Genomic DNA, 21,851 nt, shown 5'->3' with positions numbered 1-21,851 from the left:
GGCCACGGCTTGTTTGGACAGGTCGTCGTAAACGATCAGGGCGTCTTCACCGCGGTCGCGGAAGTACTCGCCCATGGTGCAGCCCGAGTAGGCCGACACGAACTGCATGGCTGCCGATTCAGCAGCCGAGGCCGCCACGACGATGGTGTATTCCATCGCACCGGCCTGCTCCAGCGCGCGCACCACGTTCTTGATCGAGGATGCCTTCTGGCCGATCGCAACGTAGACGCAGGTCATGTTCTGACCCTTCTGGTTGATGATCGCGTCGATCGCCACGGCGGTCTTGCCGGTCTGGCGGTCGCCAATGATCAGCTCGCGCTGGCCACGGCCGATTGGCACCATGGAGTCGATGGACTTCAGGCCGGTCTGCAGGGGTTGGTCCACCGATTTACGGGCGATCACGCCCGGAGCGACCTTTTCAATCACGTCGGTGAGCTTGGCGTTGATGGGGCCCTTGCCATCGATCGGCTGGCCCAGGGCATTCACCACGCGGCCGACCAGCTCGGGGCCGACCGGCACTTCCAGAATGCGGCCCGTGCACTTGACGGTGTCGCCTTCGGAGATGTGTTCGTACTCACCCAAAATCACGGCGCCGACGGAGTCGCGCTCGAGGTTCAGGGCCAGGCCGAAGGAGGGCTGGCCGTCCTTGGTGGCGGGGAACTCGAGCATTTCGCCGGCCATCACGTCCGACAGGCCGTGCACGCGCACGATACCGTCAGACACGGACACCACGGTACCCTGGTTGCGGATATCGCTGCTGGCGGCCAGACCTTCGATGCGGCTCTTGATGAGTTCAGAAATTTCTGCGGGATTGAGTTGCATGACTCTTTCCTTCTTTCTTTGGTTCGCTGTCCTCGCCGCGCTTACGCGGTGAGGGCCGCTTTCATTTGTTCAAGACGGGCCTTGACCGAAGTGTCCAGCACCTCGTCACCCACCACTACGCGAATGCCACCGATCAGGGACTCGTCCAGCTGAACGGTGAGGTTGAGCTTGCGTCCAAAGCGCTTTTCCAGCGCGGCGCTGACCTCAGCCAGTGCTGCGGCATCCATCGGGAAGGCGCTGTGCACCACGGCATCCGAAGAGCCGGCGCGGCGATTCACGAGGGCACGGAATTGCACGGCGACTTCCGGCAGCGCGTTGAGGCGCCCGTTGTCGATGACCGTGCGCAGGAAGTTCTTGGCCGTATCGGACAGCGCCGAACGCGCAACACCCGTGACGACGGCGAACACCTGGTCTGCAGTCACCTTGGGGTTGTCCGCCAACTGGCGCAACTGGGGGTTGGCGGCAATGGCCGCCAGTTCATCGACCCAGTCAGCGGTGCTGGCCAGGTCCATGCCCGCACCCGCAGTAGCGGCCTTGAACAGGGCTTCGGCGTAAGGGCGGGCAATGGTGGCGAGTTCAGCCATGTGTGTCCCCTTACAGCTCGGTCTTCAGGCGGTTGAGCAGGTCGGCGTGAACGCCGGCATTGACTTCCTTGCGGAGAATCTGCTCTGCACCCTTGACGGCCAGCGCGGCGACCTGCTCACGCAGGGCTTCGCGGGCTTGCACCGTTTGCTGTTCGGCTTCGGCACGGGCGGAAGCAACGATCTTGTTGCCTTCTTCCGTGGCGCGTGCCTTGGCTTCTTCGATGATGGCCTGGGCACGGCGGTCGGCGTCCGCAAGACGCGAGGCCGTTTCGTTGCGCGCCTGTGACAATTCCTTCTCGACGCGCTGGTTGGCAGCGGTCAGTTCGGTCTTGGCACGGTCGGCAGCAGCGAGGCCTTCGGCGATTTTCTGGGCTCGTTCATCCAACGCCTTCGCGATCGGGGGCCACACGAATTTCATCGTGAACCACACCAAGATCAGGAAGACGATGGCCTGAATGAACAGGGTCGCGTTGATACTCACGGCAACACCTTTCTAGAGTGGCGTTGAGTGGGAATTACTTGGGCAGGTTGGCCAAGAACGTGGAAGCGAAGGGGTTGGCGAAAGCGAACAGCAGGGCGATGGCCACACCGATCAGGAAGGCGGCGTCGATCAGACCGGCCAAGATGAACATCTTGGTTTGCAGTTCGTTGATCAGCTCAGGCTGACGTGCCGACGATTCGAGGAACTTGCCACCCATCAGTGCGATACCGATGGAAGCGCCGATAGCGCCGAGGCCAACGATCAGACCACAAGCCAGAGCGACGAGACCGAGAATGTTTTCCATGATGACTCCTGAGTTAAAAAAAGGAAAGGTTGAAAAGGAAACGAAAGGGAACCGTTAGTGCGCGTTGTGCGCCTGACCGAGGTAGATCAGCGCAAGCATCATGAAGATGAAGGCTTGCAGCGAGATCACCAGAATGTGGAACAGCGTCCAGATGGTGCCAGCGATGACGTGGCCCACAGGCAGCAGCACACCCGACAGCGACAGTGCAGCTGCACCACCCATCAGGGCGATCAGCATGAACACCAGTTCGCCGGCGTACATGTTGCCGAACAACCGCATGCCATGCGACACGGTGTTGGCGACATATTCAATCACCTGCATGAGCAGGTTCACCACGCCCAGGATCAGGGCGAAGATGGGATTCTTGCTGGTGCCGAACGGGGCCGACACGAGTTCGTGGCCCCAGCCGCCGACGCCCTTGATCTTGACGCTGTACCAGAAGCGCAGGATCAGGATGGCGAATGCCAGGCCCAGGGTGGTGGACAGGTCGGCCGTGGGCACGACGCGCAGGTAGGCGTGGTGCGGATCGTGGCCGGCAGCGCCATAGATCTGCGCCCAGATGGCGGGGAGCAGGTCCACGGGCAGCATGTCCATGAAGTTAATCAGGAAGATCCAGACGAACACCGTCAGGCCCAGGGGAGCGATGAACTTGCGGCTCTCCGCGTTGTGGATGTTGGCCTTGGCCTGGTTGTCCACCATCTCGACCAGCATTTCCACCGCCGCCTGGAAGCGGCCGGGCACGCCGGAAGTTGCCTTGCGGGCAGCGGACCACAGGATCAAAAGGGTCAGCGCACCCAGAACCAAACCCACGATGATCGAGTCGTAGTTGACGACGGTGAAGTCGACAATCTTGGTCTGGTTGACGTTTTGAAGATGCTGCAGGTGGTGAACGATGTATTCACTTGCAGTCGGAGCGTGCGCTTCTGCGGCCATCGGACAACTCTCTCATAACTATCAATCGGTTTTTCGGACACCGGGTCGCACCATGAGCGCGATCCAGTACGTTTTCATCGTGATCACCATGCCCGCCAACAAGGCAAGCCATACCAGCCCCGGCACAGCCCAGGGGGCCGCCGCCAGCAGCGCAACGGTGAACACGATCTTGGCAATCTCCCAACCAAAGAACCCCGCCATGGAGGCGCCCGCATTTCCGGACGCCATCTGGCGCGACATACCGCGTGCGAACAATGCGGCCGGAGCCACCACTGCAAGCGCGCCGTAGGCAGCCGACCAGCCCACTTCGGTCCTGCCTGTCAGCCACCAGGCCACCAGGGCCACGATCACACCGACAAGCGCCTGACCTGCCACCACCCGCCACATCGAGACGGGAGGGTTGCGGCTTCGCCACTGGTCCGCTTCCTGCGCGGTCAGGGGCTTGAAGCCAGGATCTTCAGCCTCAGCTTCAGTCTCAGGGGCGATTGTTTTCATTGTTGAGTAACGCCCGTGTTACAGACTGCAAATTTCACAAAGCCTCTAATTATAAGTAAAAACCCGTTGTGAACTACAAAGACCTGCAATCAAGGTCTGTTGGTGCGCGCACGCCGGCACTGTTGTGGTGACTCGCCAACGCCCATCCAGCACCCGCAACCTGTCTTTATGCACCGAAAACGCGCACGGGCATGTGACACACCCCCGCGTGCCCAAGGGGCTTGCCGCACAATGGCGGCGCCAGCACAGCGCTCGCAACCAAAGCCAATCATGACGTCCACTCCTTTGCCACCGAACCTCACCATCCTCGACTCCTCTGCCGCGGATGCCCGCAAGGACTCGCTGATCGAGTACCCCTCGCGCTTCCCCATCAAGGTGATGGGATCCAAGGTCGACGGCTTCGTGCATGCGGTCACCGAGCTGGCCCGCCAGTACGACCCCACCTTCGACCCTGCCACCATTGAACTGCGCGACAGCAGCAAGGGCAATTACCTCGGAGTTACTGTCACCATCACGGCCACCAGCCGCGAGCAGCTCGACGACCTCTACCGCGCGCTCTCCTCCCACCCGCTCGTCAAAGTGGTGCTGTAGCCCGTGGCCATCGACCTGCGCACGCTCGGCCGGGTGGATTACGCCGCCACCGTGCAGGCCATGCAGGATTACACGGCCACGCGCACGGCCGAGACGCCCGATACCCTGTGGCTGTGCGAGCACGACGCCGTCTTCACCCAGGGCCTGGCCGGCAAGAGCGACCACCTGCTGCACCCCGGCACCATCCCCGTGGTGCCCACCAACCGCGGCGGCCAGGTCACCTTCCACGGGCCCGGCCAGGTGGTGGCCTACCCCCTGATCGACCTGCAGCGCGCGGGCTACTTCGTCAAGGAGTACGTCTACCGGCTGGAAGAAGCCCTCATCCGCACGCTGGCGCACTTTGGCGTCACCGGACACCGCGTGGCCGGCGCGCCCGGCATCTATGTGCGCCTGGACGACCCGCACAGCCACGCCATGCTGCCCCAGCGGCCCCAGAAACGCGAAGGTGCAGGGCCCGTGGAACCCGATTTCCAAGGCCTGGGCAAGATCGCCGCGCTGGGCATCAAGGTCAGCCGCCACAGCACCTACCACGGCGCCGCACTCAACGTGGCGATGGACCTGGAACCCTTTGGCCGTATCAACCCTTGCGGCTACGCGGGACTGCAAACCGTGGACCTTTCTACAATCGGGGTCCAAACCACCTGGGACGATGCTGCCAAGGTGCTGGGCCAGCAGCTCGGCATACGCCTGTCTCCCTGAACCGCTACCAAGCCATGAGCACCACCGACGTCGTCCGCGAAGCGCAGTCCACCGAAGCCTACAACCCGCTGGCCAAGCAGAAGGCTGCGGCCAAGCTGTCGCGCATTCCGATCAAGGTCGAACAGGGCGAAGTGCTCAAGAAGCCCGAGTGGATCCGCGTCAAGGCCGGCTCGCCCACCACGCGCTTCTACGAGATCAAGGACATCCTGCGCCAGAACAACCTGCACACGGTGTGCGAGGAAGCCTCCTGCCCGAACATCGGCGAGTGCTTCGGCAAGGGCACGGCCACCTTCATGATCATGGGCGACAAGTGCACGCGCCGCTGCCCCTTCTGCGACGTGGGCCATGGCCGTCCCGACCCGCTGGACAAGGACGAGCCGCTGAACCTGGCGCGCACCATCGCCCAGTTGCGCCTCAAGTACGTGGTGATCACCAGCGTCGACCGCGACGACCTGCGCGACGGCGGCAGCGGCCATTTCGTCGAGTGCATCCAGAACATCCGCGAGCTCTCGCCGCTCACGCAGATCGAGATCCTGGTGCCCGATTTCCGCGGCCGCGATGACCGCGCGCTCGAAATCCTCAAGGCCGCGCCGCCCGACGTGATGAACCACAACCTCGAAACCGCGCCGCGCCTGTACAAGGAAGCGCGCCCCGGTTCCGACTACCAGTTCAGCCTGAACCTGCTCAAGAAGTTCAAGGCACTGCACCCCAAGGTGCCGACCAAGAGCGGCATCATGGTCGGCCTGGGCGAGACGGACGAAGAGATCCTGCAGGTGATGCGCGACATGCGCGCGCACGACATCGACATGCTGACCATCGGCCAGTACCTGTCGCCCAGCAACAGCCACCTGCCCGTGCGCCGCTACGTGCACCCCGACACCTTCAAGATGTTCGAAGAAGAAGCCTACAAGATGGGCTTCAGCCACGCCGCCGTGGGCGCCATGGTGCGCTCCAGCTACCACGCCGACCAGCAGGCGCACGCCGCCGGCGTATAAGCGCCCCGTCCCATGGACAGCCCCGGCTCGCTCTCGCTGCGCCGGTATGGCCCGTCCCCGGGCAGCCACAGCCACGGCCATTTCCAGGTGCTGCTGGGTCTGGCCGGCCAGCTGGAGTTGGAGATCGACGGGCGCGGCCTGCGCGTGCCCACCGGCGGCGGCTGTGTGATCGCCCCCGGCGCACACCACGATTTCGAGGCCCGCGGCGGTAGCCTGTGCCTGGTGCTGGACAGCAGCGACCTGGGTTGGACACAGTGCACCGCCCCCTGGCTGCAGGCGGCCCCACCGCCCCCGGCCATGACCCTGGCGCGCTACCTCGCCAGCGCCCTGCAGCAGGGCCGCCCCCTGGCCCGGACCCATGGGCCTGCCCTGCTGCTGGAGGCTTGGCTGCCCTCCGCCCCCCTCTCCCGCACGCCATCCCTGGCAGACCCCGGCGCACGCCGCCGCGCCATCGACTGGCCGGCGCTGCGCGCCTGGGCGGCCCTGCAATGGCACCGGCCGCTGTCGGTGGCAGACATCGCGCAGCAGGTGCACCTGAGCCCGAGCCAGTTCGCTGCGCGCTGCCGCGAAGAGCAGGGCCAGGGTGCGATGGCCTGGCTGCGCAGCCAGCGGCTGGAGCACGCGCGCTTGCTGCGCTCCGGCGGGATGCCGGTGGCCGAGGTGGCGCGGCGCACCGGCTACCGCTCGCCTTCGGCGCTCACCGCCGCACTGCGACGGGATTGAACGGCGCTCACCGTCGGATCGCGACGATGCGCCGTCGGCACGCGATGGTGCGGCCGCCTACATTGGCGGCATGCAAGCCAATCTCTACGCCCTGGGGGCCATCGCGCTGTGGGCTTCCCTCGCCTCGCTGGGCGTTTCCCTCACCCACATCCCGCCGTTCCTGCTGACGGGCGTGGCGCTCATCATCGGCAGCGTGCCGGCCTGGCCCTTCGTGCTGCGCGACCCCTCGCAATGGCGCATTCCGCTGCGCACGCTGGCCCTGGGGGTGTACGGCCTGTTCGCCTACCACTTTCTCCTGTTCATCGCGCTGCGCCACGCGCCACCGGTGGAGGCCAACCTGGTCAACTACCTGTGGCCGCTGTTCATCGTGGTGCTCGCACCCGTGCTGTTGCCCGGCGTGTCACTGCGCTGGCCGCATTTGCTGGCGGCGCTGCTGGGCTTTGGCGGCGCAGCTATCGCCATCGTGGGCGGGCGCGAACTCAGCGGCACCCTGGCCTGGGGCTATGTGCCGGCCTTCGCGGCCGCGCTGATCTGGGCCACCTATTCGCTCATGACCAAGCGTGTCGCAGCCTTTCCCACCACCGCCATCGGCCTGTTCGGGTTGGTCTCGGGCGTGCTGTCGCTGCTGTGCCATGTGGCGCTGGAGCCTGCGGCCACGCTCGCGGCGCGTGACTGGCTGCTGCTGGCCGTGCTCGGCCTGGGCCCGCTGGGCGCCTCGTTCTTCCTGTGGGACAAGGCGCTCAAGCTCGGCGACGCGCGGCACATCGGCATCCTGAGCTACCTCACGCCACTGGCCTCCACCGCCCTGCTGATCGTGGTGAGCGGCCGCACGTTCAGCGCCAGCATCGCGCTGGCCACGGCCATGATCATCGGTGCGGCCATTCTCGGTATACGGGCCAGGTAGGCGGGCTCAGGCCGCCCCCGTCGACACCCCGGCTTGCAGGCGTTCCCTGCGCAGCCGCAGGAACAGCCAGCCGGTGATGGACAGGTTCAGCAGGTTCCAACCGATGCCGTTGAGGAAGGCGGCGTGGTAGCTGCCGGTGATATCGAAGATGAAGCCCGACAGCCAGCCGCCCAGCGCCATGCCGATGAGCGTGGCCATGATGACGGCGCCCACCAGCACGCTCGCCCGCGCGGGCGCGAAGTACTCGCGCACGATGATGGCGTAAGTCGGCACGATGCCGCCCTGGAACAGACCGAACAGCGCCGAGATCACATACAGCGGCACCAGCCCGTCGTAGGGCAGGAACAGCAGCAGCGCGATGCCCTGCAGCGCGGAGCCCAGCAGCAGCGTGCGGATGCCGCCGATGCGGTCGCAGATCAGCCCGAAGACCAGCCGGCTCACGACACCGCAGGCCAGCATGAGGGACAGCATCTGCGCGCCACGCGCCGCGCCGAAACCCAGGTCGGTGCAGTAGGCCACGATGTGCACCTGGGGCATGGCCATGGCCACGCAGCAGGCCACCCCGGCCACACACAACAGCCCCAGCGCGGCGCCCGGAGCGAGGCCAAAGGGACGTGTGCGATCGACCGCAGCCGCCTGGGTGCCAGCCGCCGCGGCCTGGATGGCCGGCGGGCGCTGGCGCATGCGCAGCGACAGCGCGAGCATGCCGACGCCACAGACGATGCCCAGTGCCATGTAGGTCGGCCGCCAGCCGACGGTGTCGATACCGTACTGCACGATAGGCGGCCATACCGCCCCCGCCACATAGTTGCCGCTGGCGCACACCGCCACCGCAATGCCGCGCCGGCGGTTCCACCACAGCGCCGTATCGGCCAGCAGCGGAGCGAAGGTGGCTGAACTTCCGATGAAGCCCATCACCGCATGCGCCAGGCCGAACGCCCAGATATTCCCGGAAAAGGCCGCCCCGACAAAGCCGCCCAGCACCGCCAGCGCGCCCAGCCACAGCACGGGCGTGAGGCCGTGGCGGTCGGCCAGCCGGCCCGTGAGCAGGCCGCCCAGGCCCAGGCAGACCATCATCAGGGTGTAGGGCAGCGATGCGCTGGCCCGGCCGATGCCGAACTCGCTTTGCACCGCCGGCAACACGACCGACACCACATACATGCTGCTGTTGCCCAGCACCACCAGGCCCAGGGTGGCCAGCAGACGGTGGAAGGCCTGGCGCGAGTCGATGCGCGACGCGTCTGCGGGGACTACCGGGACAGGGGTCAAACCAACCTCCAGCGCTTGTCCAGCAAGCGCTGGCAGCTATTGATTGCAACTACGACGCCAGCAACGCAGCGGGTTCTTCGCCGTCCAGCACCTGCTGTGCCCAGGGCACGAGCTTGCGCGTGTCGGCGCGCAGGATCTCCTGCTTGACGGCCAGGATCTGCGCTGGATGCATGGAGAAGCTGCGCAGGCCCAGGCCCAGCAGCAGGCGCGTCATGGTCACGTCGCCCGCGGTCTCGCCGCAGACGCAGACGCTCTTGCCCTGGCGCTCGCCCTCGGCGATCACGTCGGCCACCAGGCGCAGCACGGCCGGGTGCACCGGGTCGTACAGGTGGGCCACGGCCTCGTCGGCCCGGTCGATGGCCAGGGTGTACTGGATCAGGTCGTTGGTGCCGATGGACAGGAAGTCGAAATAGCGCAGGAAGGTGCGCACCATCAGCGCCGCGGCCGGCACCTCGATCATGGCGCCCAGCTGGATGGGCCCGTAGGGCTCGCCCCGGGCATCGAGTTCCGCGCGCGCCAGGTCCACCTGCGCCAGGGTCTGGTGGATCTCGTTGGTATGGGCCAGCATGGGGAACAGCAGGTTCACCTTGCCGTGTGCCGCGGCGCGCAGCACGGCACGCAGTTGGGTGCGGAACATGGCCGGGTCGGCCAGGCTCCAGCGGATGGCGCGCAGGCCCAGCGCAGGGTTCAGGTGCGTGTCCTTGTGGGCCTTGCTGTCCAGCGGCTTGTCGGCGCCCACGTCGATGGTGCGGATGGTGACCGGCAGGCCCTGCATGCCATCGAGCGCCTCGCGGTAGGCACGGTACTGCTCGTCCTCGCCCGGCAGGTTGCCGGTGCGGCCCATGAACAGGAATTCGCTGCGGAACAGCCCCACGCCCACGGCGCCCGCACGCACCGCACCCACGGCATCGCCGGGCTGTTCGATGTTGGCCAGCAGTTCGATGCGGTGGCCGTCGATGGTGACCGCCGGCGTGTGCCGCAGGCGCGACAGGCGCTCGCGCTCCAGCTCCGTCTGGCGCTGGCGAAAGCCGTACTCGGCCAGGATGATGGGCGAGGGGTCGACGATGATCACCCCGGCATCGCCGTCGATGATGACCCAGTCGTCCTGGCGCACCAGCTGGCTGGCCGCGCGCGCGCCGACCACGGCCGGAATGTCCATGCTGCGCGCGACAATGGCGGTGTGCGAGGTCTTGCCGCCCACGTCGGTGACGAAGCCGGCGAACACGCTCTCCTTGAACTGCAGCATGTCGGCCGGCGACAGGTCGTGCGCCACCAGCACCAGGGGCACGTCCACGGTGTCGTCGAGCAGCAGGTCCTGCTGGGTCTTGCGGCGCGGGCTGCTGGTGGGCGGCGCCACCGGGCTGGCCACGCCCTTCATGTAGCGCAGGATGCGCTCGACCACCTGCTCCAGGTCGGCCTTGCGCTCGCGCAGGTATTCGTCCTCCATCTCGTCGAACTGCCGCGCGATCACCTCGAACTGGGTGGTGAGCGCCCACTCTGCGTTGTACAGCCGCTCGGTGATCCAGTGCTTGACGCCGCCCGTCAGGGCCTCGTCCTGCAGCAGCATGAGGTGCACGTCGAGCAATGCCGTGAGCTCGTGCGGCGCATCGGCGGGCATGTCGGTCTGCAGGCGCTGCAGTTCCTCGACCACCGCATTGCGGCCCTGGCGCACGCGCTCGATCTCGGCCGGTACCTGCTCGGGCTGGATGAAGTAATGGGCCACGTCCACGCGGCTCGACGCCACGAGCACGGCGCGGCCGATGGCAATGCCGCGCGCCACCGCCAGACCGTGGACGGCAAAGGTCATGGAAAGCCCCTTTCTTCCAGCATGGCGGCTTACTCGCCTTCGCCGAACTTGTCCGCGATCAGCGCCAGCAGTCCATCCATGGCTTCCTGCTCGCGATCGCCGTTGGTTTCGATCTCGACCTCGGTGCCCATGCCGGCGGCCAGCATCATCACGCCCATGATGCTCTTGGCATTGATGCGGCGGTCGCCGCGGCTCATGAAGACGTCGCAGGGAAAGCTGCCGGCCAGCTTGGTGAGCTTGGCCGAAGCGCGGGCATGCAGGCCCAGTTTATTGCTGATGGTCGTACGAGTCTTGATCATGTCGGTTGCGTCGGGACTGGTTCTGCGGCGCGGCAATGGCCACCTGCATCACCCCTTGTGTGCCGCCCACCACCGCGCGGGTGACGACCGAATCCAGGGGTTCTGCACGGTAACTCACGGCACGCAGCAGCATCGGAAGGTTGACCCCTGTCACCAGGCGCGAGCGCACGCCATCGACCAGGCGCTGCGCCACGTTGCAGGGGGTGGCGCCGAACACGTCGGTCAGCACCAGGGTGGTGTCGGTGCCCAGTTGGTCTAGCAGGATCTGCGCCTGGGCCAGGGTTTCTTCGGGCCGCTCGTTGGGCTGCACGTCGAGGGCAGCAACGCTGTCGCCGCAGTCGGCAAACACATGCAATGCGCATTCGCGCAGGGCATGGGCCAGGGGGGCGTGGGCGATGAGGAGGATGCTGGTGCTCATGGGACAGAGGTTTGGAGCACATTATGGCGCTGGGCCCGCGCGAACCACAGGTAGGCCCCTGTGTTGCAGGCCAGGAAAACCCCCATGGCCGCCTGGAACGATTCGGTCGTCGACAGGCCCGCGTCGGCAAACGCATCCACCGCCAGGCCGATGCCCCACTGCACCACGAACACACCGGCAAAGATCACGAGGTTGAAGGCCGACAGCGCACGCCCTGCCAATGCCTGGGGGAAGGCCATGCCCACCGCCGGCTGCGACAGCGAGACGAAAGTGCAGGAGACACAGAACAGCGCCCAGGCGGCGCCCCCCGCGGCCGGCCCGGCGACGATGATGGCCAGCAGGATGCACAGCGACAGCGGCAGGCCCATGAGGATCAGCCGGTCGGCCCCCAGGCCGCGGCGCAGCAGCCAGGGGTTGACCATGCCCCAGGTCCAGAAGGTGCACAGCATCGCGACATTGATCCAGAACAGGCCCACGGCCGATTCGAGGGCGCTGTAGCCGGCCACCCGCTGCATCCAGGGCCCCGCCCACAGGGTCTGCACGGCCACCATGCCGCCATAGACGAAGAATCCCAGCGGAGCCATGCGCTGGAAGTAGGGATGGCGCCAGACCACGCCATAGCCGCCGGGGGCGCTGGGCGGTGCAGTTGCCCCAGCCGCGGGTACGGCCGCATGCCAGCGCGGCACCCAGAGCGCGATGCCCACCATGGCCACGCCGATCAGCACGGCCAGCCCCCAGAACAGCGGGCGCCAGCCCACCAGCGGCAGGGCCCACTGCACCGGCAGGGTGGAGGCCACCATGCCCAGCGAGCCGGTCATCAGCATCCAGGAGTTGGCGCGCATCTGCGCCGTGGAATCGAACCAGCGGCGGTAACCGGTGAGCGGCGCCATCAGGCAGGCACTGACCCCGGCACCGCACAGCACACGCCCCGCGAGCAGGCCCGAAAAGCCCGTGGCCATCGAGAACACCAGGCAACCGGCAACGGCCAGCCCCAGAAAGCCGAGCAGCACCTTTTGCGGGCCATGCCGGTCCAGCCAGGCGCCGAGCGGCAGCTGCGTGGCCGAAAAGCCCAGGAAGTAGCCGCCCGCGAGCAGGCCCAGGTCGCTGGCGTGCAAGGTGAATTCCTGCGACAGGGTGGGCGCCAGCGTGGCCGTGACGGCGCGCAGCAGGGCCGACAGGAAGTAAGCGAACGCAAACGCGAGAAAGACGATGACGGCCGCGCGCCGTGGCAGCACACCGGCGCTCATGGCAGCACCAGCCCGGCGAAGAAGGTGTCGGCCACCTCGGGGCGCGGCTTGGGTGCGTAGACCACGGCGTGGTACAGCCGCATCTGCGGCCCCACAGGGCGGGCGAACCAGACCGCCTGGGCGGTGACAGCCTGCCCGTCGGGCCCCCGCCCCTGGGCCACGGTGCGCACCGACTGCGGTAGCGCAAGGGCATTGCGGGGCGCAAACGGCACCTCGCTGGCCGGTAGTTGCGCACCGCCCAGCCGCGCCAGCACGGCCGCGCGCCAGTGGGCGAGCGCCGCACCGGTCTGCGCCGCATCGGCCAGCGTGGCGTGGGACACGGCGAAGGTGGCGCCATCGGCTTCGCAGCCGACCATGGACAGGTCGACCGGCGTGCCCGCCAGTTCCACCTTGCGCGTGGCATGGTCGGGCTTGCAGGGCAGCGTGATGGTGAGGGCGGCCTCGGGCACGGCCACGGTGCGCCAGTTGAGTGCCGGGCTGCATGCGGCCAGTCCCAGGAGGGCGCTGGCGGCGCCGGTCAGAGTCCAGTTCATGGGCCCATTATCGGCAGTGGTCGCCTTTTCGGTGCACGGCGCCCGGGAACGAGAACTTTTTGTGCGGCCCCCACTCCATCCGGGTGGGAGGCAGGCCGCCAGCAGGCAGCGGTCATGTCCGGCACAATACCGTGCGGGCTGGGGCCCGCACTTTCGGGATGGAATGACGCCATGGGTATCAAGCAGTGGGCAGCAGGGGCGGCGGTGGTGGCTTTTGCCGCCGTGGGCGCCTACGTGTACCTGGACACGGGCCGCTCCGCGGCGCCCGAATCCACCTTCGTGCTGCTCGATGGCTCGCGCCAGTCCACAGCCGACCTGCGCGGCAAGGTGACGCTGGTGAACTTCTGGGCCACGAGCTGCACCACCTGCGTGGCCGAGATGCCCGAGATCATCGCCACCTACCGCAAGTACCAGCCCAAGGGCTTCGATACCCTGGCCGTGGCCATGAGCTACGACCCACCGAGCTACGTGGTGAACTTCGCCGAGACGCGCAAGCTGCCCTTCAAGGTGGCCATCGACAACACCGGCGCCGTGGCCCAGGCCTGGGGCGACGTGAAGCTCACGCCCTCGACCTTCATCGTCAACAAGCGCGGCGAGATCGTCAAGACCTATGTCGGCGCCCCGAACTTCCCCGAGCTGCACTACCTGATCGAGAAGCTGCTGGCCGAGACCTGAGCCGGCCTCCCCTGGGCGACGAACCGTCCAGGGCCCTGCCCGCCCCGGCGGCGCCTCGCGGACAGGCCCTGGCCGAGCCGCTACACTGGGGATCCCTGCACTCCCTGAATCCGCGCCTTGGACAAGCCCGCCGTCACCTTGCTGAACCCGTCTTCCGCCGCCGAGATGGATGCGGTGCGGGAAATCTTCCGGGAATACGCCGGCACCCTGGATGTGGACCTCGCGTTCCAGGACTTCGAGGCCGAGCTGGCCCAGTTGCCCGGCGACTACGCCGTACCGCGCGGCCACCTGCTGCTGGCCATGGTGGAAGGGGCCATTGCGGGCTGCTGCGCCCTGCGCCCGCTGGATGCCGCCGATTACCCCAAGGCCAGCGAGATGAAGCGCCTGTATGTGCGCAAGGCCTTCCGCGGCTTCGGCCTGGGCCGCGAGCTGGCCGAGGCCATGCTGGACCAGGCGCGCCGGGCCGGCTACGCCTGCGTGCTGCTCGACACGCTCGATGGCATGGAGTCGGCCCGCGCGCTCTACACCGACCTGGGCTTCGAGGAGATTCCGCCCTACTACCACAACCCCATTGCGGGCTCGCACTACCTCAAGGTGGATATCTCCTAGTGTCCCGCAAGCAGGTGGCCCGAGTAAAACCGTTGGATTTCGCGCCAGGGCAAGGCGCAAACCGCAGTGATAGCGATGGCTATCGCGAGGATTTGCAACGCAGCCCTGGCGTGGTGAGCGACCCGATGAAAAACAGCCCGCTGCGCCGAGCGCAGGGGCCGTTTTCCAGGAAGGCTGGCAGCCGCAAGCCGGCGCCGCCAGCCAGATGGCGATCAGGCGGCCTTGGCCTGGGCCAGCAGTGTTGCTGCGTCGCTGACTTCGAACTTGCCCGGGGCTTCGATGTTGAGCGTGACGACCTTGCCGTCGCGCACCAGCATCGAGTAGCGGTTGCTGCGCAGGCCCAGGCCCTTGCCGTTCAGGTCGAGCGTGAGGCCCGTGGCCTTGGCGAAGGTGGCGTCGCCGTCGCCCAGCATGCGCACCTTGCCGGCGGTCTTCTGGTCACGCGCCCAGGCGCCCATCACGAAGGCGTCGTTCACGCTCACGCACCAGATTTCGTCCACGCCGGCGGCCTTGAACTCTTCGGCCTTTTCCAGGTAACCAGGCACGTGCTTGGCCGAGCAGGTGGGCGTAAACGCGCCGGGCAGCGCGAACAGGGCAATGGTCTTGCCTGCCGTGGCCTTGTCCACCGGCACGGGGTTCGGGCCAATGGAGCAGCCCTCGCCTTCGACTTCCGAGTATTCCATCAGGGTGCTGGCAGGCAGGGTGTCACCGACTTGGATCATTGATCTCTCCTAGGGTTGTTGGTTGGTCTCCGCATGCCCTCAGGGCGCCGCACACAATACGCAGGCCCCAAAAGCAAAACGACCCACATTGTGGGTCGTTTTGGAGGGCAGTGCTGCCAGTCAGCCGGGAGGGCTTAGAGCAGGCCGGCCTTTTGCACCAAGCGGGTGGCAACCCAGTTCTTGGTCTTGGAGAGCGGACGGCTCTCGGTGATTTCGATCACGTCGCCCAGCTTGTACTCGCCCTTTTCGTCATGGGCGTGGTACTTGCTCGACTTGCCCACGATCTTGCCGTAGAGCTCGTGCTTCACACGGCGCTCGATCAGCACGGTCACGGTCTTCTGGCGCTTGTCGCTGACCACCTTGCCGATCAAGGTGCGCTTGAGGGATTTTTTAGCTTCCGTCATGTCGGCTCCTTACTTGGCGGCTTGCTTTTCAGCAAGGATGGTTTTTGCACGGGCGATGTCGCGGCGGGTGGTACGCAGCGTGTTGGTGTTGGCCAACTGCTGGGTAGCCTTCTGCATGCGCAGGCCGAAGTGGGCCTTCTGCAGAGCCTTGATTTCGCTCTCGATGCCGGCAGCGTCTTTTTGGCGGAGTTCAGAGGTCTTCATTGCTTGTTCTCCTGAATCACGAGCCAATGTGACGGCTGACGAACGTGGTGCGCAGCGGCAGCTTGGCGGCAGCCAGGCGGAACGCTTCACGGGCCAGTTCTTCGGGCACGCCGACGATTTCGAACACGATCTTGCCGGGCTGGATTTCGGCCACGTAGTACTCGGGGTTGCCCTTACCGTTACCCATACGCACTTCTGCGGGCTTGGTAGAGATCGGCTTGTCCGGGAACACGCGGATCCAGATACGGCCGCCACGCTTCACGTGACGGGAGATTGCACGGCGTGCAGCCTCGATCTGGCGGGCCGTCAGACGGCCACGGTCGGTGCACTTCAGACCGAAATCACCGAAGGCAACGGAGGCACCCCGCGTTGCGACACCGGTATTACGGCCCTTTTGCTCCTTGCGGTACTTGCGGCGAGCAGGTTGCAGCATACTTATTCTCCTTTTCCGTCCGCTGCTGTAGCGGGCGCGGCGACTTTGCGTACGCGCTTAACGGCGGTGTTATCAGCGCCACCAGCTTCCGCTGGCTTGTCGCTGCCGTCGGCCGGGCCGGTGTTCACACCGGCTGGACGACGTGGGCCTCCACGGCCAGCGCCTGGACGGTCGCCACCTGGGCGGCCATCACGGCGTGGACCGCGTGGGCGGCGTTCTTCGTCTGGACGTGGGGTTTCCACGGCAGGCAGGTCGTTACGACCCAGCGTATCGCCCTTGTAGACCCAGACCTTGACGCCGATCACACCGTAGGTGGTCTTGGCTTCGGAGGTGCCGTAGTCGATGTCGGCGCGCAGCGTGTGAAGTGGCACGCGGCCTTCACGGTACCACTCGCAGCGGGCGATTTCGATACCGTTCAGACGGCCGGACGACATGATCTTGATGCCCTGGGCACCCAGACGCATGGCGTTCTGCATGGCACGCTTCATGGCGCGGCGGAACATGATCCGCTTTTCGAGCTGTTGCGTGATGCTGTCGGCGATCAGCTTGGCATCGATTTCGGGCTTGCGCACTTCTTCGATGTTCACTGCAACGGGCACGCCCAGGCGCGACGCGAGTTCCTTCTTCAGGTTCTCGATGTCTTCACCCTTCTTGCCGATCACCACACCAGGACGGGCCGAGTAAATCGTGATGCGGGCGTTCTTGGCAGGACGCTCGATCAGGATACGCGACACGGCGGCGTTCTTCAGCTTGGCCTTCAGGTACTCGCGCACCTTGATGTCTTCGGCCAGCATGCCCGCGAAGTCGCGGTTGCTGGCGTACCAACGGCTGGACCAGTTGCGGCTGACCGCAAGGCGGAAGCCGGTAGGATGGATTTTTTGTCCCATAGTCTTCCGAGCCTTTAGTTGCCAACCGTCACGTACACATGGCACGTGGGCTTGCTGATGCGGTTGCCGCGGCCTTTGGCGCGCGCGGTGAAGCGCTTGAGCGTGGTGCCTTGTTCGACGTAGATGGTCTTGACCTTCAGTTCGTCGATGTCGGCGCCGTCGTTGTGCTCAGCGTTGGCGATGGCGGACTCCAGAACCTTCTTGACGATGCCAGCAGCTTTTTTCTGCGTGAACGTCAGGATGTTCAGAGCCTGATCCACCTTCTTGCCGCGGATCAGATCGGCGACCAGACGGCCTTTGTCGACCGACAGACGGACGCCCCGGAGGACTGCACGTGTTTCAGACATGGTCGTTCCGTATTTCTTCTGGACTTTTTTGTCCGCGGGGTGGCCCTTGAAGGTGCGCGTCAGGGCGAATTCGCCCAGCTTGTGGCCCACCATCTGGTCGGTAACGTACACCGGTACGTGCTGCTTGCCGTTGTGCACGGCGATGGTCAGGCCGATGAAATCGGGCAGAACCATGGAGCGACGCGACCAGGTCTTCACTGGCTTCTTATCCTTGGTGGCGACGGCCTTTTCGACCTTGGCCAGCAAGTGATGGTCAACAAATGGACCCTTTTTGAGAGAGCGAGTCATCTGTTACCCCTTACTTCTTGCGACGCGACACGATCATGATCTGTGTGCGCTTGTTGTTACGGGTGCGATAACCCTTGGTCAGATTGCCCCAAGGATCGACTGCATGGCGGCCTTCGCCGGTGCGGCCTTCGCCACCACCGTGAGGGTGATCCACAGGGTTCATGGCCACGCCGCGAACCGTAGGACGAATACCCATCCAGCGCTTCACACCGGCCTTGCCGAGTTGGCGCAGGCTGTGTTCTTCGTTGGCCACTTCGCCAATGGTGGCGCGGCATTCGATATGGATCTTGCGCACTTCACCCGAGCGCATGCGCACTTGGGCGTAGGTGCCTTCGCGGGCCAGCAGGGTTGCCGAAGCACCAGCCGAGCGGGCGATCTGCGCACCGGCACCGGGCTTGAGCTCGATGCAGTGGATGGTCGAACCCACGGGGATGTTGCGGATGGGCAACGTGTTGCCAGCGCGGATCGGGGCTTCCGAACCGGACAGCAGGGTTGCGCCCACTTCCAGGTTGCGGGGAGCGATGATGTAGCGGCGCTCGCCGTCGGCATAGCACACCAGAGCGATGTGGGCCGTACGGTTCGGGTCGTACTCGATGCGCTCGACCTTGGCGGGAATGCCGTCCTTGTTGCGCTTGAAGTCCACCACACGGTAGTGGTGCTTGTGGCCACCGCCCTTGTGGCGGGTGGTGATGTGACCGTTGTTGTTACGGCCGGCCTTCTGGAACTGGGGTTCCAGCAGGGGGGCGTACGCTTCACCCTTGTACAGGTGGTCACGCGTGACCTTCACCACGGCACGTTGGCCGGGCGAAGTGGGTTTCATCTTAATGACAGCCATGATTACGCGGCCTCCCCGGAGAGGTTCAGCTCTTGACCTGGCTGCAGCGTGACGTATGCCTTGCGAACGTTGTCGCGGCGGCCCACGGTCTTGCCGAAGCGCTTGGTCTTGCCTTTGGTGTTCACCACGGAAACGCCCTTGACCTCGACCTTGAACATCAATTCCACAGCGGCCTTGATTTCTGGCTTGGTAGCGTTCTGCAGCACCTTGAACGTCACAGCATTGGACTTCTCGGCAACCATGGTGGCCTTTTCGGACACGATGGGAGCGACCAGCACTTGCATCAGACGACCTTCGTCAAACTTGAGCGTGCTCATGCGAACATCTCCTTGAGTTTGTCGATTGCACCCTTGGTGACGAGCACTTTCTTGAATCGGACCAGCGACACGGGATCGGCGTAACGGGGCTCGACGACGAGCACGTTCACCAGATTGCGCGAAGCCAGGTACAGGTTTTCGTCCACTTCCTCGGAGATCACCATCACCGATTGCAGATTCATGGCCTTGAACTTGTCGGCCAGGACCTTGGTCTTGGGCGAGTCGACCTTCAGCGAATCGACCACGGCCAGACGGCCTTCACGGGCGAGCTGCGACAGGATCGCAGACATGCCGGCGCGGTACATCTTCTTGTTGATCTTTTGCGTGAAGTTTTCGTCAGGCAGGTTCGGGAAAATCCGACCGCCCCCGCGCCACAGTGGCGACGAGGTCATACCTGCACGTGCGTTACCCGTACCCTTTTGCTTGAAAGGCTTCTTGGTCGAGTGACGGACTTGCTCGCGGTCCTTCTGGGCGCGCGTGCCTTGGCGTGCGTTGGCCTGGTAGGCCACCACGATCTGGTGCACCAGATCTTCGTTGTATTCACGACCGAACACGGTCTCAGGAACGTCCAGCTTGGACGCGCCCTGGCCTTGGTCATTCAGGAGTTCGAGCTGCATTAGTTCGCTCCTTTGGAGGCTTTGGCCTTGACCGCGGGACGCACCGTCACGAACCCACCCTTGGAGCCCGGAATAGCGCCCTTGATCAAGAGCAGTTGACGCGCTTCGTCGATGCGGATCACATCGAGGTTTTGCGTGGTCTTGGTGACATCACCGAGGTGGCCCGTCATCCGCTTGCCAGGGAACACACGGCCTGGATCCTGCGCCATACCAATGGAGCCGGGAACGTTGTGCGAACGGCTGTTACCGTGCGACGCGCGTTGCGAGCTCATGTTGTGGCGCTTGATCGTGCCTGCGTAGCCTTTACCGATCGAGGTGCCTTGCACGTCGACCTTCTGGCCCACGGAAAACACGGACGCCACAGCCACCGATGCGCCAGCTTGGTACTGGGCAGCGGTATCGGCGGTCACGCGGAATTCCTGGATGATTTCACCGGCTTCCACACCTGCCTTGGCAAGGTGGCCGGCTTCCGGCTTGGTCACGCGCGATGCTTTGCGCGAACCGAACGTGACCTGCAGGGCCACGTAGCCATCGTTCTCTTGGGTTTTGATCTGGGTTACGCGGTTGTTGGACACATCCACCACCGTGACAGGCACTGCGTCCCCGTCATCGGTGAACAGACGCATCATGCCCACCTTGCGACCCAGCAACCCGAGGGAGTTGCTCAGACTCATTTGTTTCTCCAAAACTTCCACCGCTGCAACTTCAATTGGCCACAGCGTTGCACTCGCGTGCATGAAAGAGGGTTATTAAAACTTCGCAGATCAATTTGCGCACACCCAAAAGTGCACGCAAATTAAGCGAAGCCCTAAAGTATAACGCGAACCGCTTTTGCAAGCAAGTTCGCGTCGTACGAGACCACGCCCGGCAGGCACGCCTGCCGGGGAGGGATCATTACTGCAGCTTGATTTCGACGTCCACGCCGGCTGGCAGGTCGAGCTTCATCAGGGCGTCAACCGTCTTGTCGGTCGGGTCCACGATGTCCATCAGACGCTGGTGCGTGCGGATTTCGAGCTGGTCGCGGCTGGTCTTGTTGACGTGCGGCGAGCGCAGGATGTCGAAGCGCTTCATGCGCGTCGGCAGAGGCACGGGGCCTTTGACGATGGCGCCGGTGCGCTTGGCGGTGTCAACGATCTCGGCTGCGGATTGGTCGATCAGCTTGTAATCGAATGCCTTCAGGCGGATACGGATCTTTTGCTTGGACATGTCAGTTCCTTCTTGTTCTTCAAACGATCAGGCGATGATCTTGGCAACCACGCCGGCGCCGACGGTACGGCCGCCTTCACGGATGGCGAAGCGCAGGCCTTCTTCCATGGCGATGGGGTTGATCAGCTTGACGGTGATCGACACGTTGTCGCCTGGCATGACCATTTCCTTGTCCGCTGGCAGCTCGATGGCGCCGGTCACGTCGGTCGTGCGGAAGTAGAACTGGGGACGGTAGTTGTTGAAGAACGGGGTGTGGCGGCCGCCTTCGTCCTTGCTCAGCACATACACTTCAGCCGTGAAGTGGGTGTGCGGCTTGATCGAGCCGGGCTTGCACAGCACCTGGCCGCGTTCCACGTCTTCACGCTTGGTGCCGCGCAGCAGCAGGCCAACGTTGTCGCCAGCCTGGCCCTGGTCCAGCAGCTTGCGGAACATTTCCACGCCGGTGCAGGTGGTCTTGACGGTGTCCTTGATACCGACGATTTCGATTTCTTCGCCGACCTTGATGATGCCGCGCTCGATACGGCCGGTCACCACGGTGCCGCGACCGGAGATCGAGAACACGTCTTCCACGGGCATCAGGAAGGCGCCGTCCACAGCGCGCTCTGGCGTGGGGATGTAGTTGTCCAGTGCGTCAGCCAGCTTCATGATGGCTTCTTCGCCCAGGGCGCCCTTGTCACCTTCCAGGGCCAGCTTGGCAGAGCCGCGAACGATCGGGGTGTCGTCGCCTGGGAAGTTGTACTTGTCCAGGAGTTCGCGCACTTCCATTTCGACGAGTTCGAGCAGTTCTTCGTCGTCCACCATGTCGCACTTGTTCAGGAACACGATGAGGTAAGGCACGCCCACCTGGCGGGCCAGCAGGATGTGCTCGCGGGTCTGGGGCATGGGGCCGTCAGCGGCCGAGCACACCAGGATGGCGCCGTCCATCTGGGCAGCGCCGGTGATCATGTTCTTCACATAGTCGGCGTGGCCGGGGCAGTCCACGTGGGCGTAGTGGCGGTTGGCCGTTTCATATTCCACGTGTGCGGTGTTGATCGTGATGCCGCGGGCCTTTTCTTCAGGGGCTGCGTCGATCTGGTCGTATGCCTTGGCTTCGCCGCCGAACTTGGCCGACAGCACCGTGGCGATGGCCGCCGTCAGGGTCGTCTTGCCGTGGTCCACGTGGCCGATCGTACCCACGTTGACGTGGGGCTTGGTCCGTTCGAA

30 protein-coding genes and 2 pseudogenes are annotated in these 21,851 nt (G+C 64.9%); 7 read left to right on the top strand and 25 right to left on the bottom strand.

The features are described 5' to 3' along the window. From ACK59X_RS24175 to ACK59X_RS24150, 6 genes and pseudogenes are all read right to left on the bottom strand, one after another. Positions 1–822, bottom strand: a pseudogene (locus tag ACK59X_RS24175) (F0F1 ATP synthase subunit alpha); the annotation flags it as partial. Between the two features lie 41 nt (positions 823–863). Then, a complete protein-coding gene (locus ACK59X_RS24170; RefSeq protein WP_409960907.1) occupies positions 864–1,406 on the bottom strand; it encodes a F0F1 ATP synthase subunit delta in 543 nt (180 codons plus the stop codon). Between the two features lie 10 nt (positions 1,407–1,416). Further along, complete coding sequence (locus ACK59X_RS24165; protein WP_409960906.1) at positions 1,417–1,887, bottom strand: F0F1 ATP synthase subunit B; 471 nt, start codon at positions 1,885–1,887, stop codon at positions 1,417–1,419. A 34-nt stretch (positions 1,888–1,921) separates the two neighbouring features. After that, entirely contained in the window at positions 1,922–2,191 is a 270-nt protein-coding gene (gene atpE, locus ACK59X_RS24160; RefSeq protein ID WP_007847749.1) for a F0F1 ATP synthase subunit C, read from the bottom strand. Between the two features lie 54 nt (positions 2,192–2,245). Continuing rightward, positions 2,246–3,124 (bottom strand): F0F1 ATP synthase subunit A, encoded by an 879-nt coding sequence (gene atpB / locus ACK59X_RS24155; protein WP_409960905.1) that lies wholly within the window; start codon positions 3,122–3,124, stop codon positions 2,246–2,248. A gap of 21 nt (positions 3,125–3,145) precedes the next feature. After that, positions 3,146–3,619: an ATP synthase subunit I gene (locus ACK59X_RS24150; RefSeq protein WP_409960904.1), complete on the bottom strand. Its 474-nt coding sequence runs from the start codon at positions 3,617–3,619 to the stop codon at positions 3,146–3,148. Between the two features lie 270 nt (positions 3,620–3,889). Between ACK59X_RS24150 and ACK59X_RS24145 the strand changes: the two genes are divergently transcribed. The 5 genes from ACK59X_RS24145 to ACK59X_RS24125 all read left to right on the top strand — a co-directional run bounded on the left by ACK59X_RS24145 (position 3,890) and on the right by ACK59X_RS24125 (position 7,531). Beyond that, complete coding sequence (locus tag ACK59X_RS24145) at positions 3,890–4,210, top strand: YbeD family protein (protein ID WP_409960903.1); 321 nt, start codon at positions 3,890–3,892, stop codon at positions 4,208–4,210. 60 nt (positions 4,211–4,270) lie between these two features. After that, positions 4,271–4,909 carry a lipoyl(octanoyl) transferase LipB gene (gene lipB / locus ACK59X_RS24140; RefSeq protein WP_409960908.1) on the top strand — a complete coding sequence of 213 codons (639 nt, stop codon included), beginning with the start codon at positions 4,271–4,273 and terminating at the stop codon, positions 4,907–4,909. A gap of 14 nt (positions 4,910–4,923) precedes the next feature. Then, positions 4,924–5,904, top strand: a complete 981-nt coding sequence (gene lipA / locus ACK59X_RS24135) for a lipoyl synthase (protein ID WP_409960902.1) — start codon at positions 4,924–4,926, stop codon at positions 5,902–5,904. A 12-nt stretch (positions 5,905–5,916) separates the two neighbouring features. Continuing rightward, positions 5,917–6,627: an AraC family transcriptional regulator gene (locus tag ACK59X_RS24130; protein WP_409960901.1), complete on the top strand. Its 711-nt coding sequence runs from the start codon at positions 5,917–5,919 to the stop codon at positions 6,625–6,627. A gap of 70 nt (positions 6,628–6,697) precedes the next feature. Then, positions 6,698–7,531 (top strand): DMT family transporter, encoded by an 834-nt coding sequence (locus tag ACK59X_RS24125; protein ID WP_409960900.1) that lies wholly within the window; start codon positions 6,698–6,700, stop codon positions 7,529–7,531. Between the two features lie 6 nt (positions 7,532–7,537). On the opposite strand, the gene ACK59X_RS24120 is transcribed toward ACK59X_RS24125, so the two are convergent. Genes ACK59X_RS24120 through ACK59X_RS24095 form a run of 6 tightly spaced genes read right to left on the bottom strand, consistent with a single transcriptional unit; the run spans position 7,538 to position 13,104 of the window. Beyond that, positions 7,538–8,800: an MFS transporter gene (locus ACK59X_RS24120; RefSeq protein ID WP_409960899.1), complete on the bottom strand. Its 1,263-nt coding sequence runs from the start codon at positions 8,798–8,800 to the stop codon at positions 7,538–7,540. Positions 8,801–8,849: 49 nt separating this feature from the next. After that, entirely contained in the window at positions 8,850–10,607 is a 1,758-nt protein-coding gene (gene ptsP / locus ACK59X_RS24115; RefSeq protein WP_409960898.1) for a phosphoenolpyruvate--protein phosphotransferase, read from the bottom strand. 29 nt (positions 10,608–10,636) lie between these two features. After that, entirely contained in the window at positions 10,637–10,906 is a 270-nt protein-coding gene (locus tag ACK59X_RS24110) for an HPr family phosphocarrier protein (RefSeq protein WP_010467204.1), read from the bottom strand. Next, a complete protein-coding gene (locus ACK59X_RS24105; RefSeq protein WP_409960897.1) occupies positions 10,875–11,324 on the bottom strand; it encodes a PTS sugar transporter subunit IIA in 450 nt (149 codons plus the stop codon). The genes ACK59X_RS24110 and ACK59X_RS24105 overlap by 32 nt, the downstream gene beginning before the upstream one ends. Then, positions 11,321–12,571 carry an MFS transporter gene (locus tag ACK59X_RS24100; RefSeq protein WP_409960896.1) on the bottom strand — a complete coding sequence of 417 codons (1,251 nt, stop codon included), beginning with the start codon at positions 12,569–12,571 and terminating at the stop codon, positions 11,321–11,323. The genes ACK59X_RS24105 and ACK59X_RS24100 overlap by 4 nt, the downstream gene beginning before the upstream one ends. Then, positions 12,568–13,104 (bottom strand): hypothetical protein, encoded by a 537-nt coding sequence (locus ACK59X_RS24095; RefSeq protein WP_409960895.1) that lies wholly within the window; start codon positions 13,102–13,104, stop codon positions 12,568–12,570. Before ACK59X_RS24095 ends, ACK59X_RS24100 begins: the two co-directional genes overlap by 4 nt. A gap of 171 nt (positions 13,105–13,275) precedes the next feature. Between ACK59X_RS24095 and ACK59X_RS24090 the strand changes: the two genes are divergently transcribed. Together ACK59X_RS24090 and ACK59X_RS24085 are read left to right on the top strand one after the other, a co-directional pair. Continuing rightward, positions 13,276–13,779 carry a TlpA disulfide reductase family protein gene (locus ACK59X_RS24090; RefSeq protein WP_409960894.1) on the top strand — a complete coding sequence of 168 codons (504 nt, stop codon included), beginning with the start codon at positions 13,276–13,278 and terminating at the stop codon, positions 13,777–13,779. Between the two features lie 117 nt (positions 13,780–13,896). After that, positions 13,897–14,388 carry a GNAT family N-acetyltransferase gene (locus tag ACK59X_RS24085; protein WP_409960893.1) on the top strand — a complete coding sequence of 164 codons (492 nt, stop codon included), beginning with the start codon at positions 13,897–13,899 and terminating at the stop codon, positions 14,386–14,388. A 212-nt stretch (positions 14,389–14,600) separates the two neighbouring features. Here the strand turns inward: ACK59X_RS24085 and ACK59X_RS24080 are convergent, their stop codons facing one another. The 13 genes and pseudogenes from ACK59X_RS24080 to tuf form a co-directional block, all read right to left on the bottom strand. Further along, on the bottom strand, positions 14,601–15,110 hold the full coding sequence (locus ACK59X_RS24080) for a peroxiredoxin (RefSeq protein WP_184864769.1): 510 nt from the start codon (positions 15,108–15,110) through the stop codon (positions 14,601–14,603). A 134-nt stretch (positions 15,111–15,244) separates the two neighbouring features. Continuing rightward, a complete protein-coding gene (gene rpsQ, locus ACK59X_RS24075) occupies positions 15,245–15,514 on the bottom strand; it encodes a 30S ribosomal protein S17 (RefSeq protein WP_110539576.1) in 270 nt (89 codons plus the stop codon). Positions 15,515–15,523: 9 nt separating this feature from the next. Continuing rightward, positions 15,524–15,718 carry a 50S ribosomal protein L29 gene (gene rpmC / locus ACK59X_RS24070; protein WP_409960892.1) on the bottom strand — a complete coding sequence of 65 codons (195 nt, stop codon included), beginning with the start codon at positions 15,716–15,718 and terminating at the stop codon, positions 15,524–15,526. Between the two features lie 16 nt (positions 15,719–15,734). Then, a complete protein-coding gene (gene rplP, locus ACK59X_RS24065; protein ID WP_007847799.1) occupies positions 15,735–16,151 on the bottom strand; it encodes a 50S ribosomal protein L16 in 417 nt (138 codons plus the stop codon). Between the two features lie 2 nt (positions 16,152–16,153). Continuing rightward, a complete protein-coding gene (gene rpsC / locus ACK59X_RS24060) occupies positions 16,154–17,038 on the bottom strand; it encodes a 30S ribosomal protein S3 (RefSeq protein ID WP_409960891.1) in 885 nt (294 codons plus the stop codon). A 14-nt stretch (positions 17,039–17,052) separates the two neighbouring features. Beyond that, positions 17,053–17,385 (bottom strand): 50S ribosomal protein L22, encoded by a 333-nt coding sequence (rplV, locus tag ACK59X_RS24055; protein WP_005796970.1) that lies wholly within the window; start codon positions 17,383–17,385, stop codon positions 17,053–17,055. A gap of 12 nt (positions 17,386–17,397) precedes the next feature. Beyond that, a pseudogene (rpsS, locus tag ACK59X_RS24050) lies at positions 17,398–17,673 on the bottom strand (30S ribosomal protein S19); the annotation flags it as partial. Positions 17,674–17,683: 10 nt separating this feature from the next. Further along, positions 17,684–18,508, bottom strand: coding sequence for a 50S ribosomal protein L2 (rplB, locus tag ACK59X_RS24045; protein ID WP_007847814.1), 825 nt, complete (start codon positions 18,506–18,508; stop codon positions 17,684–17,686). A gap of 2 nt (positions 18,509–18,510) precedes the next feature. Further along, on the bottom strand, positions 18,511–18,825 hold the full coding sequence (gene rplW, locus ACK59X_RS24040; protein ID WP_007847815.1) for a 50S ribosomal protein L23: 315 nt from the start codon (positions 18,823–18,825) through the stop codon (positions 18,511–18,513). Then, positions 18,822–19,442, bottom strand: a complete 621-nt coding sequence (rplD, locus tag ACK59X_RS24035) for a 50S ribosomal protein L4 (protein WP_409960890.1) — start codon at positions 19,440–19,442, stop codon at positions 18,822–18,824. Before rplD ends, rplW begins: the two co-directional genes overlap by 4 nt. Further along, positions 19,442–20,116 carry a 50S ribosomal protein L3 gene (gene rplC, locus ACK59X_RS24030; protein ID WP_409960889.1) on the bottom strand — a complete coding sequence of 225 codons (675 nt, stop codon included), beginning with the start codon at positions 20,114–20,116 and terminating at the stop codon, positions 19,442–19,444. The genes rplD and rplC overlap by 1 nt, the downstream gene beginning before the upstream one ends. A 220-nt stretch (positions 20,117–20,336) precedes the next feature. Continuing rightward, the gene (gene rpsJ, locus ACK59X_RS24025; RefSeq protein WP_005796953.1) at positions 20,337–20,648 is read right to left on the bottom strand and encodes a 30S ribosomal protein S10; all 312 of its coding nucleotides are present in this window, start codon (positions 20,646–20,648) and stop codon (positions 20,337–20,339) included. Between the two features lie 27 nt (positions 20,649–20,675). Continuing rightward, the coding region (gene tuf, locus ACK59X_RS24020; protein ID WP_409960888.1) for an elongation factor Tu at positions 20,676–21,851 on the bottom strand (1,176 nt) is incomplete at its 5' end.

Origin of the sequence: Acidovorax sp., assembly GCF_046339755.1 — a bacterium.
GTDB lineage: Bacteria > Pseudomonadota > Gammaproteobacteria > Burkholderiales > Burkholderiaceae_C > Acidovorax.
This window is presented reverse-complemented; position numbering and strand designations above follow the sequence as displayed.

Bases quoted from the DNA above. Each gene is read 5' to 3' on its own strand.
- ACK59X_RS24170 (WP_409960907.1), bottom strand. From the start codon at position 1,406: ATGGCTGAACTCGCCACCATTGCCCGCCCTTACGCCGAAGCCCTGTTC.
- atpE (WP_007847749.1), bottom strand. From the start codon at position 2,191: ATGGAAAACATTCTCGGTCTCGTCGCTCTGGCTTGTGGTCTGATCGTT.
- atpB (WP_409960905.1), bottom strand. From the start codon at position 3,124: ATGGCCGCAGAAGCGCACGCTCCGACTGCAAGTGAATACATCGTTCAC.
- ACK59X_RS24150 (WP_409960904.1), bottom strand. From the start codon at position 3,619: ATGAAAACAATCGCCCCTGAGACTGAAGCTGAGGCTGAAGATCCTGGC.
- ACK59X_RS24145 (WP_409960903.1), top strand. From the start codon at position 3,890: ATGACGTCCACTCCTTTGCCACCGAACCTCACCATCCTCGACTCCTCT.
- lipB (WP_409960908.1), top strand. From the start codon at position 4,271: ATGCAGGATTACACGGCCACGCGCACGGCCGAGACGCCCGATACCCTG.
- lipA (WP_409960902.1), top strand. From the start codon at position 4,924: ATGAGCACCACCGACGTCGTCCGCGAAGCGCAGTCCACCGAAGCCTAC.
- ACK59X_RS24130 (WP_409960901.1), top strand. From the start codon at position 5,917: ATGGACAGCCCCGGCTCGCTCTCGCTGCGCCGGTATGGCCCGTCCCCG.
- ACK59X_RS24125 (WP_409960900.1), top strand. From the start codon at position 6,698: ATGCAAGCCAATCTCTACGCCCTGGGGGCCATCGCGCTGTGGGCTTCC.
- ptsP (WP_409960898.1), bottom strand. From the start codon at position 10,607: ATGACCTTTGCCGTCCACGGTCTGGCGGTGGCGCGCGGCATTGCCATC.
- ACK59X_RS24110 (WP_010467204.1), bottom strand. From the start codon at position 10,906: ATGATCAAGACTCGTACGACCATCAGCAATAAACTGGGCCTGCATGCC.
- ACK59X_RS24105 (WP_409960897.1), bottom strand. From the start codon at position 11,324: ATGAGCACCAGCATCCTCCTCATCGCCCACGCCCCCCTGGCCCATGCC.
- ACK59X_RS24100 (WP_409960896.1), bottom strand. From the start codon at position 12,571: ATGAGCGCCGGTGTGCTGCCACGGCGCGCGGCCGTCATCGTCTTTCTC.
- ACK59X_RS24095 (WP_409960895.1), bottom strand. From the start codon at position 13,104: ATGAACTGGACTCTGACCGGCGCCGCCAGCGCCCTCCTGGGACTGGCC.
- ACK59X_RS24090 (WP_409960894.1), top strand. From the start codon at position 13,276: ATGGGTATCAAGCAGTGGGCAGCAGGGGCGGCGGTGGTGGCTTTTGCC.
- ACK59X_RS24080 (WP_184864769.1), bottom strand. From the start codon at position 15,110: ATGATCCAAGTCGGTGACACCCTGCCTGCCAGCACCCTGATGGAATAC.
- rpsQ (WP_110539576.1), bottom strand. From the start codon at position 15,514: ATGACGGAAGCTAAAAAATCCCTCAAGCGCACCTTGATCGGCAAGGTG.
- rpmC (WP_409960892.1), bottom strand. From the start codon at position 15,718: ATGAAGACCTCTGAACTCCGCCAAAAAGACGCTGCCGGCATCGAGAGC.
- rplP (WP_007847799.1), bottom strand. From the start codon at position 16,151: ATGCTGCAACCTGCTCGCCGCAAGTACCGCAAGGAGCAAAAGGGCCGT.
- rpsC (WP_409960891.1), bottom strand. From the start codon at position 17,038: ATGGGACAAAAAATCCATCCTACCGGCTTCCGCCTTGCGGTCAGCCGC.
- rplV (WP_005796970.1), bottom strand. From the start codon at position 17,385: ATGTCTGAAACACGTGCAGTCCTCCGGGGCGTCCGTCTGTCGGTCGAC.
- rplB (WP_007847814.1), bottom strand. From the start codon at position 18,508: ATGGCTGTCATTAAGATGAAACCCACTTCGCCCGGCCAACGTGCCGTG.
- rplW (WP_007847815.1), bottom strand. From the start codon at position 18,825: ATGAGCACGCTCAAGTTTGACGAAGGTCGTCTGATGCAAGTGCTGGTC.
- rplD (WP_409960890.1), bottom strand. From the start codon at position 19,442: ATGCAGCTCGAACTCCTGAATGACCAAGGCCAGGGCGCGTCCAAGCTG.
- rplC (WP_409960889.1), bottom strand. From the start codon at position 20,116: ATGAGTCTGAGCAACTCCCTCGGGTTGCTGGGTCGCAAGGTGGGCATG.
- rpsJ (WP_005796953.1), bottom strand. From the start codon at position 20,648: ATGTCCAAGCAAAAGATCCGTATCCGCCTGAAGGCATTCGATTACAAG.